This is a genomic window from Microbulbifer sp. TYP-18, assembly GCF_040932045.1.
GTDB lineage: Bacteria > Pseudomonadota > Gammaproteobacteria > Pseudomonadales > Cellvibrionaceae > Microbulbifer.
Window position 1 is genome coordinate 12,158 of sequence record NZ_JBFRBC010000001.1, and the last position, 14,787, is coordinate 26,944.

General features: G+C 50.7%; 12 protein-coding genes. All 12 read left to right on the plus strand.

What is annotated here, in order from left to right; translation table 11 throughout:
* Positions 1–104 precede the first annotated feature (104 nt).
* The 12 genes from ABVT36_RS00045 (at position 105) to ABVT36_RS00100 (ending at position 14,768) form a co-directional block, all read left to right on the plus strand.
* Positions 105–2,888, plus strand: a complete 2,784-nt coding sequence (locus ABVT36_RS00045) for a TonB-dependent receptor (RefSeq protein WP_368454702.1) — start codon at positions 105–107, stop codon at positions 2,886–2,888.
* A gap of 98 nt (positions 2,889–2,986) precedes the next feature.
* On the plus strand, positions 2,987–5,386 hold the full coding sequence (locus ABVT36_RS00050) for a right-handed parallel beta-helix repeat-containing protein (protein ID WP_368454703.1): 2,400 nt from the start codon (positions 2,987–2,989) through the stop codon (positions 5,384–5,386).
* A gap of 134 nt (positions 5,387–5,520) precedes the next feature.
* The gene (locus tag ABVT36_RS00055) at positions 5,521–5,850 is read left to right on the plus strand and encodes a UxaA family hydrolase (protein ID WP_368454704.1); all 330 of its coding nucleotides are present in this window, start codon (positions 5,521–5,523) and stop codon (positions 5,848–5,850) included.
* The gene (locus ABVT36_RS00060; RefSeq protein ID WP_368454705.1) at positions 5,847–7,067 is read left to right on the plus strand and encodes a UxaA family hydrolase; all 1,221 of its coding nucleotides are present in this window, start codon (positions 5,847–5,849) and stop codon (positions 7,065–7,067) included. The genes ABVT36_RS00055 and ABVT36_RS00060 overlap by 4 nt, the downstream gene beginning before the upstream one ends.
* 32 nt (positions 7,068–7,099) lie before the next feature.
* On the plus strand, positions 7,100–8,131 hold the full coding sequence (locus ABVT36_RS00065; protein WP_368454706.1) for an aldo/keto reductase: 1,032 nt from the start codon (positions 7,100–7,102) through the stop codon (positions 8,129–8,131).
* Positions 8,131–9,000: an amidohydrolase gene (locus tag ABVT36_RS00070; RefSeq protein ID WP_368454707.1), complete on the plus strand. Its 870-nt coding sequence runs from the start codon at positions 8,131–8,133 to the stop codon at positions 8,998–9,000. The genes ABVT36_RS00065 and ABVT36_RS00070 overlap by 1 nt, the downstream gene beginning before the upstream one ends.
* A gap of 10 nt (positions 9,001–9,010) precedes the next feature.
* Positions 9,011–9,787 carry an SDR family NAD(P)-dependent oxidoreductase gene (locus ABVT36_RS00075; protein ID WP_368454708.1) on the plus strand — a complete coding sequence of 259 codons (777 nt, stop codon included), beginning with the start codon at positions 9,011–9,013 and terminating at the stop codon, positions 9,785–9,787.
* A gap of 120 nt (positions 9,788–9,907) precedes the next feature.
* The gene (gene fucP / locus ABVT36_RS00080) at positions 9,908–11,254 is read left to right on the plus strand and encodes an L-fucose:H+ symporter permease (protein ID WP_368454709.1); all 1,347 of its coding nucleotides are present in this window, start codon (positions 9,908–9,910) and stop codon (positions 11,252–11,254) included.
* Complete coding sequence (locus ABVT36_RS00085; protein WP_368455055.1) at positions 11,247–11,606, plus strand: L-rhamnose mutarotase; 360 nt, start codon at positions 11,247–11,249, stop codon at positions 11,604–11,606. Before fucP ends, ABVT36_RS00085 begins: the two co-directional genes overlap by 8 nt.
* A gap of 68 nt (positions 11,607–11,674) precedes the next feature.
* On the plus strand, positions 11,675–12,523 hold the full coding sequence (locus ABVT36_RS00090; RefSeq protein ID WP_368454710.1) for a fumarylacetoacetate hydrolase family protein: 849 nt from the start codon (positions 11,675–11,677) through the stop codon (positions 12,521–12,523).
* A 721-nt stretch (positions 12,524–13,244) separates the two neighbouring features.
* Positions 13,245–13,661: an alternative ribosome rescue aminoacyl-tRNA hydrolase ArfB gene (gene arfB, locus ABVT36_RS00095; RefSeq protein ID WP_368454711.1), complete on the plus strand. Its 417-nt coding sequence runs from the start codon at positions 13,245–13,247 to the stop codon at positions 13,659–13,661.
* A 51-nt stretch (positions 13,662–13,712) separates the two neighbouring features.
* Positions 13,713–14,768 (plus strand): Ldh family oxidoreductase, encoded by a 1,056-nt coding sequence (locus ABVT36_RS00100; RefSeq protein WP_368454712.1) that lies wholly within the window; start codon positions 13,713–13,715, stop codon positions 14,766–14,768.
* Positions 14,769–14,787: the final 19 nt, after the last annotated feature.

Here is a 14,787-nt window from a genome sequence, read left to right on the forward strand (position 1 = left end):
CAAGGAAGAACGAATTTAATAGATAGGTTGGCTTGTAATCACTGGCAACAGTGGATGCTTTGCCTGAAGAAGGCTGTTCTACCTTAAACAGGACCGGAGTAGAGATGAAAAAATATAATGGCAGTGATGAGTTTTTCCCAAGAAATAGAATGTCTGTAGCTGTAGCTCAATCGGTTAGAACTCTTGCTTTGGCAGCTACAATTGTACCTTTGACTCAACCTGTGCTTGCCCAGAACGGAGCGGATACAACTATTGAGGAAGTTCAAGTAGTAGGTATTAGAGGCAGTCTGGAAAGTGCATCCGAAATCAAGCGGGACCTGGATGTTGTTGCTGATGTGATATCTGCTGAGGACATTGGCAAGTTTCCCGACCAAAATCTGGCGGAATCCTTGCAGCGGATAAGTGGAGTCCAGATTTCCAGAAATCGGGGCGAAGGCCAGGATGTGAGTGTACGGGGACTCAGCCCTGATTTTACCCGGGTCCAGTTTAACGGTCGGACTCTGCCATCGGCAACAGGTGGGCGGAGTTTTGATTTTACTATTCTGCCTTCCGACTTTGTCAGTGCCCTGGAAGTTTACAAAACCCCTTCGGCAGATATGGAAGAAGGCGCCCTGTCGGCAACAGTAAACGTGAAAACTCCGCGCCCACTGGATATCGGTGAGCGATCTGTGGTAACTAGCGTGAAAGCAGTTCGAGAAGATAACTCTGGTGAAACAACCGGAGATATATCTGCGCTGTATTCTGATGTATTCGCCGATGGCGAATTCGGTATTACCTTAGGCGCTCATTATGATAAGCGTTCGGTTGAGTCCCATATATTCGAGGCGTTTGGTCTGGAGCCGGGGTCGGAGGGTGCACGCGCGCCAACCCCAACATTGGATTACAATCTTGATAGTGATTCAGATGACAGTTTCCGGTTTAATCACGCATCCAATTTTTCGCAGTTGCAGGAAGATCGGGAGAGAACAACGTTATTGGCGACTTTGCAGTGGCAGCCGACAGATGATTTGGATATCTGGTTCGAATCACTTTATTCAGAATTTGATATCGTTGGCGCATTACCACTGAATTCGTTTCGCTGGACCAATGTGCTCGGTAGCGTAACTGACAGTAATATCGCTCCTGATCCGCTGGGCTCCGATGGCTTGATTGACTTTCTTTCAATAGACGGAGTGGATAACCGCAACAATGCCAGAACTACCAATAGTAATGACAAATTGACGGCATTCTCCTTGGGAGCCAAATATTTCTTGGGTGATTGGGTGGCGGAAGGTGAAATAGCCTATGGTAAGTCAGAGAACTCCATAACTTCCCTTTCCCATGAAGTGATTGGCCGTGCGCGCGCTTCCTATGATATTAGGAATAATCCGGGCGGAATTCCTCGGGTTGAATATGCTGATGGCTTCGATCCTATGAATAGAGCCAATTTCAGGTCCCTTGGCTTCAATGGTAACCTGGATCAGCCGACGGAAGATGAGAACCTGGATGTTAGATTGGATCTTGATCGGGATATCGACTTGCAGTTGTTTGATGCACTGTCGTTCAATAAGCTGGAATTTGGTGTTAAATATAGCGCGCGTAAAAAATTCAATGGTTACCGTCTTCTGGGCGTTGATGCAGAAACTCTGGCTGGACTGTTGGGTGAGGCATATGATCCGAATGTCGAAGGCGGAAGCTTTGATGCCAGTAATTATCTGACTGTTTATGCGCCTGATGATTTTCTCGATGGGGTGAGTGGTTCTACAGCATTCCCTCAAACCTGGCTTTCTGCTGACGTTGATACACTTTTGAATATCGTGCCTCTATCTACCTTGGTGGAAAACGGTACTATTACTGAAGGTGGTTCGGATGAAATTAATGTTGAGGAGGAAGTACTTGCGGGTTACGCTAAGTTAAACTTTGAAGGGCTAGACGGACGCCTTTCGGGTAATTTTGGCGTGCGTATTGCCTCTACAGATCAGGAGTCTAGAGGCAATATTGCTGACTTCAGCACAGTGCGCTTTGATCAGGGTGGTGCGGCTACATTTGTTGATACCAGTCCCAGTTCCACGAGTCGCTCTTATACCGAAGTGCTGCCCAGTTTTAATTTGCGCTATAACATCACTGATGATGTATTGGTGCGCTTTGGCGCGGCTCGGGTTATGTCGCGACCATCACTCTCAGTCCTGTCTCCTGCAACTTCCATCAATGTCAACGTTAGAACAATTTCTTCAAGTAACCCCAACGTCGATCCCTTCCTGGCGGATCAATTAGATTTGTCCCTGGAATGGTACTTTGCCGATGGGGGAATGATTTCTGTTGCTCCCTTTGCAAAATTCATTGATTCCTTTGTAGTCAGCGCGACAAAGCAGGAGCAGGTGACCTTTACCGACTTGGAAGGTGCAAACCCCCAAACCGCATCCTTTACGCGATTCTTGCCGGACAACGGCAGGGGATCAGATTTGTATGGCCTCGAGATTAATTATCAACAACCACTGGACTTTATCGCCGATGGATTCGGGTTGATAGCTAATTTTACTGTTGTGGATGCGGATGACGTGCAAACTGCGGAAGGCGGTCCGCTGTTGCCTTTGGATGGGCTGTCGGAAATCAACTACAACCTGGTTGGGTACTACGAGAATGATATATTTGGTGCTCGGTTAGCCTACAACTATCGTGACGAATTCGTAAACAGTGGAACCAATTATTTTGGGGATGGCTCCTTTACTGAGGAGTATAAACAACTTGATTTCTCATCCAGCATCGAAGTCAGTGAAAATGTCAGCGTCATTTTCGAAGCGCTGAACCTTACCAACGAAGTTCTTGTACAGGTCAATAGTCTGGGGGTAAATCGTGGGGTAGAGGATGTTGGTCGTAGAATAACAATGGGAGCTCGCGTAAAATTTTAATTGCTACTATCCAATACAAAAGGGGCGAGCGATTGCCCCTTTTTGAGCACCGTTAAAAAATGATTTTTTATTGAAGCTATTTAAGAGTATTTAGAATCATGGCTTTCAGGATCTTGTTGTTGGTCGCCTTGTTGGTTGGTTGTTCGAATGATTCCATCGAGAAAAACAATAATCCGGTGGCTTCCGAAGAGATTGTGACCATCCGGGTCTCTCCGGACTATAACAAATCCAGTGAGACTTATAGCCTGGAGGGTGCTCTATCCAAGGCGCGGAAGTTATTGGCAGGTGGGCGCGGAACTTCTATAGAGTTGCAAAGCGGAACCTATTATCTGAAAAACACTATTAAGCTTGGGCCAGAATTTTCAGGTAACAGCTCTATCCCCTTTGTTATCAAGGCTGAAAAAGATGGGGAGGTAGTGCTGAGCGGCGGGGAACGTCTGGACCTGAAATGGAAGACCTTCAATAAACACGTATTGAAAGCAAGAATTTCCACGCGCCCATTTGATCAGCTGTATATAAATGGAAAAAAGCAGATCAGAGCGCGTTATCCGAATTTTAATGATTCAGTTTCAGTTTTTAACGGATATGCCGAAGATGCCATATCTCCTGAACGGGTCAAGACCTGGAAAAATCCTGTTGGCGGGTATGTTCACGCCCTGCATGAAGGTCGTTGGGGTGGAATGCACTATGAAATTGTTGGCGTAAAAGAAAACGAAGAATTAGAGCTGCGTGGGGGATTTCAAAATAATCGACATTCACAAATGCACCCTAAGTACCGCTTCGTTGAAAATATATTTGAAGAATTGGATGCGCCTGGAGAATGGTTTTATGATCATCAGGAGGGTGTTTTATATTACTACCCGGCTGATAATGTCGACATCAATTCGGCAACTGTAGAGGTTCCACGTCTTGACCGTTTGGTTGAATTAAGTGGCAGTGAGGAAAAGCCCGTTGAAAATATAGTTATTCAAGGTTTGGAATTTGTACACACAAACTATACGTTTATGCAAACCAAAGAACCCCTGCTGAGAAGTGATTGGACTATCTATAGGGGGGCAGCAGTTACGTTGGAGGGAACTGAGAACTGTGAAGTGAAAGAGAATAGATTCCATGATCTGGGTGGCAATGCAATTTTTGTAAGCAATTACAACCGTAACGCAATAATCTCCACTAATGAAATCTTTGATATAGGTGCTTCGGCCATCAGCTTCGTCGGCGATGCGGATGCAGTTAGATCACCTAGCTTTGAATACAATGAATATGTTCCATACAAAGAGATGGATTTGGAGCCAGGTCCCAAGTCAGATAATTACCCGGCGCTCTCTACGGTTACTGACAACCTGATTCACGATATTGGCAAGGTAGAGAAGCAGGTTGCCGGAGTGCAGTTGTCCATGAGCTCTGAAATTACTGTAAGCCATAATTCTATCTACCATGTGCCTAGAGCGGGCATTAACGTCAGCGAGGGGACCTGGGGCGGTCACATTATTGAATACAATGACGTATTTGATACAGTCCTTGAAACCAGTGATCACGGAGCCTTCAATTCCTGGGGTAGAGACAGGTTCTGGCATCCGGATAGACAGGAAATGAATAGATTGGCGAGAATGCATCCAGGCCTTTATAAATTGGATGCATTGAAGCCTATAATTATCAGGAACAATAGATTTCAATGTGATCATGGCTGGGACATTGATCTTGATGATGGTTCTTCCAACTACCGAATATATAACAACGTAGCATTGAGCGGGGGAATTAAATTACGTGAAGGGTTCGATAGAGTAGTAGAGAATAATGTCGTTATCAATAATGCAATCCACCCTCATGTGTGGTTTGAGAAAAGTGGTGATGTTGTTAAGAGGAATATTCTATTCTCAGCTCACAAGCCCATACTGAATGATTATTGGGGAGATGAGGTAGATAAGAATTTCTATACCAATAAGGATGACTTGTCTTCGTCCCAGGCGTTTGGAACTGATTCGCATTCCATGTTTGGTGAAGTTGATTTTATTGATCCGGAACATGGAGACTATACCGTAAGCTCTACTTCTGGCGCGCTTGATATTGGTTATGAAAATTTTCCCATGGACAATTTTGGGGTTAAAAGTCCACGGCTAAAAGCCAAAGCGAGGGTCCCGGAATTTCCCAAGATCTTCGATCGCGGAGATGCATTTGATGGTCATGGAACCCTTGAAGTATTAGGCGCAACATTTAAAAGTGTAACGACTCTGGGTGAGCAGTCTGCTTTGGGATTGCCGGATATTTCCGGTGCATTTGTGGTGAACATCGAACAGGATAGTAAATTTGCGCAAGCCGGATTAAGAAAAGGGGATGTAATTTTACGGGTATTTGACAGCGAATTTGGCGGTAGTGATCAAGTTAAAGGTGTTAGTGATTTTCTGTCATCTTATAAGGCGCGAAAATGGCGTGGATTTATTGAAGTGGTAATTTTTCGCAACCAAAATGAGCAGGAACTTAAAATCAATTTGCTCGATTGATAGTATTTGGCATACGTCTAACCATCCAGTGCTCGTTTTAGTATTGGCTACTCTTGTGCCAAATTGAGTGGTTGACAGAGATGCAGTGTGAAAAATTTGAGACATCGGGAGTGCCACGCAGAGTGCTACTGAGTGTGAAGGCGATAGATAGTATTGAAATGAATGACAAGCGGTTTATTTTATTGAATGACAGCGATAATGTGTTGATATGTTGTGGATATGTCGCGGCAGGAGATTCGGTGCTTCTGGACGGCAAGAACGTTACTGTTTTAGACGAAATCAATATTGGTCATAAAGTTGCCCGCAGAAAGATTGAACAAGGGGAAAAGATCATTCGCTATGGCGCAGCAATAGGTTCTGCCGTCGCTGACATCGCTTTCGGTCAACATGTACATTTCCATAACATGAAAAGCGATTATATTCCCGGTCATACCCGGGAGAAGAAAATGGGGGTTGAAGGGTGAAGGGCTATTTGCGTGCGGACGGGCGCAAAGGTATCCGCAATGTTGTGCTGGTCGCCTACCTTGTTGAATGTGCCCACCATGTGGCCAGGGCGGTAGTTACCCGGGCTGACTCCAATGCTGTGCAGTTAATTGGCTTCCCCGGCTGTTACCCCAATGATTACTCTCTCAGGATGATGGAGCGCTTGTGTACGCACCCCAATGTGGGTGGCGTGGTTGTCGTTTCTCTGGGCTGCGAAGGTTTTAATCGCGAGCAGTTGCATCGGACCATTCAGGAAAGCGGTCGCCCGGTGAGCACCCTGGTGATCCAGGAGTCCGGTGGTACCAAGGGTACCATTGATGCGGGCGTGGCTGCGGTTCACCGTACCCTGGATCAGATCGCCGCTACACCAGTGGTGGATATGACCGTGGAAGACCTGGTTATAGGCACCATTTGTGGTGGCTCGGACGGCACCAGTGGCATCACTGCCAATCCCGCAGTGGGTCGCAGTTTTGATATGTTGGTTGAGCGGGGAGCCGCCTGTATCTTCGAAGAGACCGGTGAACTGATCGGCTGTGAGCAGGTGATGGCCGAGCGTGCCGCGACTCCCGAACTTGGGCAGGAAATTCTGGCAGCGGTGCGCAAGGCTGAGGACTATTATCGGGCGATGGGCTACGGCAGCTTCGCCCCGGGTAATGCCGAAGGGGGTTTGACCACACAGGAGGAAAAGTCCCTGGGGGCCTATGCCAAATCCGGTGCTTCTCAGATTCAGGGCCTGATCAAGCCCGGTGATCTGGTACCCCAGGGAGGCTTGTACCTGCTGGATGTAGTGCCTGATGGCGAGCCCCGGTTTGGCTTCCCCAATATCGTCGATAATGCAGAAATCGTCGAACTCATTGCCTCCGGCTCTCATCTTGTCTTATTTACCACAGGCCGCGGCTCAGTGGTGGGGTCAGCCATTGCTCCGGTGGTTAAAATATGTGCAAACCCGGAGACTTTTAGAAAGCTCGCGGACGATATGGATATAAATGCCGGCAAGGTGATTGAAGGTGAAGCCTCTGTCGACAGTGTGGGGGAGGAAATCTATCGTCTGGTGTGCAAGGTGGCCGCAGGTGAACCAACCAAATCTGAAACGTTGGGCCACCAGGAGTTTGTCTTGACATACAAGCAGTTTGAGCCCATTGGACCTTCCTGCTTGCCTGGTGTAATTAAAGTGGGTCCCGGCTGCAGCGGCAGCTGATACCAGTAGCGAACCTTGGGGGGCTGGGCGCAATGATGGTGAACAAGAGACAAATTGGCAGGACTTCACTTGCGGTTTCCGAACTGGGCTTTGGCGCAGCCACTTTGGGTAATCTCTACCACCCGATGTCCGATGAGAATGCCAGAGGGGCCATCGACAAGGCGCTGGAAAAGGGGCTCAACCAGTTTGATACGGCCCCCTACTATGGTTTTGGTTTGAGCGAGCGCAGGGTGGGGGACGCCCTGCGAAATGTCCCCAGCTCCACCTATGTTCTGTCCACCAAAGTGGGCCGAATTCTGAACAGCTGCGAAAAGGCAACGGATAAATACGGCTTTTGTTCGCCTATGCCGTTCGAGCCGGTATACGACTATTCCTATGACGGCATTTTGCGTTCCTATGAGCACAGTATTCAGCGGCTGGGCTTGCCCAAAATAGATATTTTGTATATGCACGATATCGGTCGGGTCACCCACGGCGACAATCATGAGCGGCTGTTCCGCATCGCCATGGAAGGTGGTTACAAAGCCATGGATGCTCTGCGTTCCCAGGGATTGGTGAGTGCGATTGGGCTGGGTGTCAACGAATGGGAAGTCTGTGAGCAGGCCATGGATTATGGCGATTTTGACTGCTTCCTGTTGGCGGGCCGCTACACTTTATTGGAGCAGCGGGCACTGGAAACCTTTTTACCCCGCTGCGTGGAACGTCAAACCTCCATAGTGTTGGGTGGGCCCTATAATTCGGGTATTCTCGCGACGGGCGTTAAGCGTGATGATATGGTCCCCAATTACAACTATGCACCCGCACCTAAGCAAATCATTGAAAAGGTCGCCCATATCGAAGCCCTGTGTGAAGAGTTCGGGGTTCCCTTAGCTTCTGCGGCGCTACAATTTCCGCTGGCACACCCTGCAGTGGTCAGTGTTATTCCCGGTTTGAGCAGTCCCCACCGAGTCGAGACAACTGTGGAACAAATGCAATTCAGGATTCCCGATGCATTTTGGCGCGCGCTACAGGCTGCGGAGCTATTGCACCCGCAGGCACCTGTTCCAGCATCGCGAGAGGGTTAATGCCAGTGTTACGTATTGATGCGCATCAACACTGCTGGCAGCTCTCACGGGGTGACTACCACTGGTTAACACCTGACTTGAAAGAAATATACAGGGATTTTTTGCCGGCAGACTTGCGGCCACTATTGGCCGGGGCTGGAGTCAGCAAGACCGTGCTGGTGCAGGCGGCGGCCAGTGAGGAGGAGACTGCCTTTATGTTGCGTCTGGCAGATGAAACGGATTTTATCGCCGGCGTGGTTGGCTGGATTGACATGGAACAGCCCACCGCAGTGGAGACGCTCGTAAGCCTGGGCAGGCACCCGGCTTTTAAAGGTATCCGCCCCATGATCCAGGATATTGCCGATACCCAGTGGATGCTGAAGCCGGAACTCGAGACGGTGTTCTTGGCCCTTATCGAACTGGGTTTGACGTTTGATGCCCTGGTCAAACCGCAACACCTGGAGGTGTTGTGCCTGCTTCTGGAGCGCTATCCCGATCTCAAGGCTGTAATTGATCACGGCGCCAAGCCGGATATTGCGACTGGCAGCAAAACAAATTGGTTCGAAAATATTGGTCGAATAGCGGCGGAGACGCAAGCCTATTGCAAGTTGTCCGGCCTTATTACTGAGGCGGAGGAGGGGGCTGCAATGGATTGCCTGCTCCCCTATATGGAGCATTTGCGGGATTGCTTTGGCGCCGACCGATTGATGTGGGGGAGTGACTGGCCCGTTGTCACTACGGCGGCCAGCTATGATGCGTGGGTCAGTGCCAGCGAGAGGTTTATCGCCCGATTCGATAAAACTGAGCAGGCGGCGATCTGGGGCAAAACAGCGGCTGCTTTCTACGGCCTGGAGGCCGGCCTAAAACCCGGGCCTGTTGAATTCGAGTGAGGAACTGGTTGTGCAACAAAAATTGATTGGCAAAACAGCACTGGTCACCGGAGGCGGAAGCGGCATCGGTGAAAGTGTGTGTCTAAAATTGGCCGCTGAGGGCGCCCGCATTCGGGTGGTGGATCTGGACGGCGAGAGTGCTGACCGTACTGTTGAACGTATTGAGGGGGCGGGCGGTGAGGCGACTGCCTATGAATGCGATATCTCCAATAGTGCGCAGGTGAAGGAAATTTTTGCGGCGATATTGCAGAGTGCGGATATAGACATACTGATCAATAACGCCGGTATCGCCCATGTGGGTAATCTGGAGAATGCCACCGAAACGGACCTGGACCGGCTGTACAGTGTGAATGTAAAGGGTGTGTACAACGCTATGCAGGCCAGTATTGGTCGTATGAAGGAACGCCAAAGTGGAGTAATCATTAATCTCGCCTCTGTCGCCTCATCGGTGGGGATTGCCGATCGCTTTGCGTATTCGATGACCAAAGGCGCTGTTTTAACTATGACCTATTCGGTGGCGAAAGATTATATCAATGACGGTATCCGCTGTAACTGTGTCGCCCCTGGTCGGGTGCATACACCATTTGTAGATAACTTTCTGCAAAAAAATTATCCGGATACCAGAGACCAGATGTTTGAAAGTCTATCAAAGAGCCAGCCCATTGGCCGCATGGGGCGACCTGATGAAGTCGCAGCACTGATAGCCTACCTGTGCTCTGATGAAGCCGCCTTTATTACCGGTTCCAATTTTCCCATTGATGGTGGCTTTGTCACTCTCAATAGTTAGTTGGAATGAGGGTTTGCTGAATCAGAGAGCAAAAGGTTTGACAGGAATTTACCTCGCCAGGTATTCACAACACGATCACTGAAAAGTAAAGCACTATAGAGTATAACAAAGGTTGAAGTGATGACTGTACTCCAAACTGCCGACGCCCAACAGCCACACGCCGACAAAAAAGCGGTATTGGTCCCCAGCGCCGTTCTTGTTCCATTTGTGTTGATCACCTGTTGTTTCGCCCTGTGGGGATTTGCCAACGACATTACCAATCCCATGGTGGCAGCCTTCCAGAAGATATTCCTTACTGGGGCCACAGAGGCAACCTGGGTGCAGGTCGCATTTTATGGTGGTTACGGAGCCATGGCCTTTCCGGCGGCCCTGTTTATCCGCAAGTTTTCCTATAAAGCGGGCATTTTGGTGGGGCTGGGGCTCTACGCCCTGGGCGGGCTGCTGTTCATCCCCGCCAGCGCTATGGGGGAGTTCTATCCGTTTTTGCTGGCCTACTTTGTGATTACCTGCGGCTTGTCGTTTCTGGAGACCACCGCCAATCCCTATATTCTCTCTATGGGGCCCACGGAGACGGCCACTCGCCGCCTGAATTTAGCGCAGGCGTTTAATCCCATCGGCTCACTGATAGGCATGTATACGGCTTCGCAATTTATTCTGGCAAAGCTGGATGCTCGGGGTAAAGAGGCGCGGGAGCTGATGTCTGCTGCGGATTTTGAGTCGCTAAAAGCGTCCGATCTCGCTATTGTCAGTCAACCCTATGTCATGATCGGTATCGTAATTGCGGTGATTTTCCTGTTGATTGCGCTGATGAAAATGCCCGATAGCGGGGTATCCCAGTCATTGGATGGCAGCCTCGGGGCCACATTCCGGCGCCTACGCCAGTCCAAAAAATACGTTGAGGGTGTTGTAGCGCAGATGTTTTATGTGGGCGCACAAATTATGTGTTGGACCTTCATTATTCACTATGGAACCGAGGTCTTCATGGGGCAGGGGATGGCGGAAAAAGAGGCACAGGTGTTGTCTCAACAGTACAATATTGCCGCCATGGTGATTTTTTGTGTCAGTCGATTTATTTGTACCTTCCTGATGAAGTTTATTCGCCCGGGAACCTTGTTGATGACCCTGGCCTGCGGCGGTATAACCCTGTCCCTGGGTACCATTGCCATCGGTGGTATCACGGGACTTTACTGCCTGGTACTTATTTCTGCCTGTATGTCGTTGATGTTTCCCACTATCTACGGTATCGCCCTGAAGGGAATCGGGGGTGAGGATGCAAAATTTGCCGCGGCAGGTTTGATCATGGCGATTGTCGGTGGAACCTTTTTGCCTTTGCTGCAGGCGGCGGTTATCGACAGTTGGTCCCGAGACCTTGTGAGTGCCGTACAGGCATCATTTGCGCTTCCCTTGTTGTGCTTCGTGGTAATTGCTTTCTACGGGTACCGGACTGAGAGAATCCATGATGTCTGAGACGGCTTCTCAAGGGGTCAGGCGCTACTGCCTGACTCTGGACCTGAAAGATGACCCTGCCTTAATCGAATGTTACAAGGATTATCATCGGCCGGGGAATGTCTGGCCCGAGGTGACACAAAGTATCAGGGACGCAGGTGTCTTAAAGATGGAAATATACCTGCTGGGAAATCGTTTGTGTATGGTGATGGAAGTCGATGAGAACTTTTCCTTTGAGGCCAAGGCCGCAGCCGATCGGGATAATGCCAGGGTTCGGGAATGGGAAGAGTTGATGGATAGCTTCCAGGAAAAGTTGCCCTGGGGCCAGAGTGGCGAGAAGTGGCTGCTGATGGAAACTATTTTTTCACTGTAGTTTACCCCCAGTTGGTGGGTAGAACATTTGTGCTTAGCTTTCGAGTGTGTGTTAAGAGGTTGATGACAATGAAATTATTACGCTTTGGTGATGCGGGTCACGAAAAGCCTGGCTTGATGGATGCGGAGGGCAATATCCGCGATTTGTCCGCCCATATCAACGAGATCGATGGAGAATTTCTCTCTAGTGACGATTTTGCCAAAGTACGGGACCTGAATCCCGAAAGTTTGCCAAGGGTAACTGGAAACCCCCGCATCGCTGGGCCGGTTTCCCGGGTCGGCAAATTTATATGCGTGGGCCTGAATTACGCGGATCACGCCCGGGAGTCCGGAATGGAGGTTCCGCCTGAGCCGGTGTTGTTTATGAAGGCCACTTCTGCCATTAGCGGTCCCTTTGACCAGGTGGAGCTGCCTCCCCGGTCTGAGAAGAGTGACTGGGAAGTGGAGTTGGGTGTAGTGATCGGGAAGGAGGCCAAATACGTGTCCGAGGCCGAGGCCATGGATTATGTGGCCGGTTTCTGCCTGATCAACGACCTCTCAGAGCGCGAGTTCCAGATCGAAAAGCAGGGCCAGTGGATGAAGGGCAAAGGCTGTGACACCTTTGGGCCCACGGGTCCCTATCTGGTGACACCGGAGGAGGTGGGAGACTTCAATAACCTGAGTATCTGGCTGGAACTCAATGGCGAGCGTGTACAGAATGGCAATACCAATACGATGGTATACAAGGTTCCTTTTCTGGTGCACTACATCAGTCAGTTTATGAGTCTGCAGCCGGGTGACATTATCAGTACGGGCACGCCGCCGGGAGTGGGTCTGGGTATGAATCCGCCAAAATACCTGAAAGAAGGCGACGTAATGCGATTGGGTATCGACAATCTTGGTGAGCAGCGGCAGGAAGTGGTTCGTTACTCGAAGTAGTCTCTCCTTTTATACTGTTAGGGGTACCGGGCCGGAGTTAACTCTTCAAATGAAATGGGTATGTCGGCCATCTTTTACTTTGGTGCGATTGCATCGGTATCTATGGAAGCTATCCTCCGGATAACCACCAGAGCTTGAGCTTGATGTGGCTGGTAGGGTATCTGCGTCGCTTTCGCTGGTATCTTATGCGCAATGTTGGTTGAAAAGCTGCTGTGGCCTGGTGATCAAAGAACCATAGATACACCTTCGATCGATTTGCTTTTAGGGAGCAGCGCCGAGGCCCGATTCCTGATTTGGTGTGGGCAGTCTTCCATGTGTGCTGTCAGCAGTTTTTTGCTCTTTATTCGAGACGTTCACCTCGGTGGTATGGCATGGGTGATAAGTTTCATAAAAGAGCTAATGCCGAGAAGAGACCACGCCGAAGCCAGTTAGTTTTTTTGGTGTGGCTTCAGCCCAGTTGCCTATAATTCTCCCACCTAAAAAATGCTGCTGCTCAATCGCTGATCACTTAGATAAATCTTGAGTGAATCCTGCACATTGATTAATTTGCCTGATATTGCAATCGGCGGAGCGGTTGGCATGGTCGCTGCAACCCCAGTCCCGGCATCGGAGCTGATAGAGCCCTCTATATTGGACTCAGGTCTTCCGGGACACTTCTTTTTGCCAATAGTCGGGAAATGGCACAAAATTATGAACACAGTTGCTGCGGGTATATTTACCGATGCTGAGAATTGCCGCAAATCTGGCCATTCCAATGGACGAAATCGAGATGTCTGCGGTGCGTGCCCAGGGGGCCGGTGGCCAGAACGTCAACAAGGTGGCCACGGCTGTTCACCTGCGTTTTGATATCGCTGCATCGTCTTTGCCGGACAGCCTGAAGGCGGGTCTGCTGGCATTGAGGGACAGGCGTGTTTCCCGGGATGGCGTTATCGTCATCAAGGCGCAGCGCTTTCGCACCCAGGAAAAGAACCGGGCCGATGCGCTGGAGCGTCTGCGGGAACTGCTCGCCGGTGCCGCGCGGACGCGCAAAAAGCGTTTCCTTACCAAGCCTACAAAGGCATCGAAGGAGCGTCGCCTGAAGAGTAAAACCCTCCGCGGGCAGGTCAAAACCCTGCGGGGCAGGGTGAGTGATCCTTGAGCTGTCCGGTGAAATGACACCTGGAGGGCGATGAAACTGGTAGGAGAAACTATGACCCCCCGTTATTTTGCTGAGGACCTGCGGCATTTTGTCGCCTGCCTGTTCGAACGGGTTGGGCTGGCCCGGGGACGGGCGGAGGTGATGACGGAGACGTTTCTGCAGGCGGATCTATTGGGGTTTACCACCCACGGTCTGCATCGGGTGGCGCACAATCTGGAGTGGTTGGAAAGCGGTAAAATGCGTCGGGAAGGCGAAGCGAAAATATTGTCCGATAGGGGCAATTGTTTTAACTGGGACGCGGATTTTCTACCGGGGCCCTGGGTGTTGACCCGCGCAATCCACTGCGCTTTGCAGCGTTTGCCGGAATACGGTGTCGTGAGTGCCACCATCCGCCGCAGCCATCATATCGCCTGTCTGGCTGCCTATCTGCCGCCGGTGGTGGAGGCGGGTTATGTCGCTATTCTGACCTGCTCCACACCGGCTGAAAACACTGTGGCTCCACAGGGTGGCCGCGATCCGCTTTTTTCCGCCAACCCACTGGCGTTCGCTGCGCCCGCCGGCGATTACCCTTTCCTGTTCGATATCAGCATGTCGGTGACCGCGGGGGGACATGTAAAAAGAGCCAAACGCGAGGGCAGGGAATTGCCACAGCGCTGGCTGAAGGACAGCGCCGGGCAGCTGTCCGACGACCCGGCCGCACTGGGGCATGGTGGCAGCATATTGCCGGTGGGTGGTGCCGATCACGGTTACAAGGGGGCGGCCCTGAGCGCCATGCTGGAGGTGTTGTCAATGGCGTTGGGGGGCTATGGCCGGGGCAATGTCGAGGCGGCCGCTGACGGTGAGGCCAATTCCATCTTCTTGCAGATTATCGATCCCCAGGCATTCGGATCGCCGGCTGATTTTCTACGCCAGACGATTGCACTGTGCAGTCTGTGGGAAAACTGCCGCAGTGACGACACAGGACCGGTGCGCGTCCCGGGCCGGCGGGCCTGGGAAGCCCGGACCCGGCAGCTGGCCCAGGGGGTGGAACTATACCCGTCAATTATGGAGGATCTCGCTCCCTGGGCGGCCAGGCTGCAGGTACCTGTGCCGGTCGCAAAGGCATAGTGGAACTGGCATTTGTCGC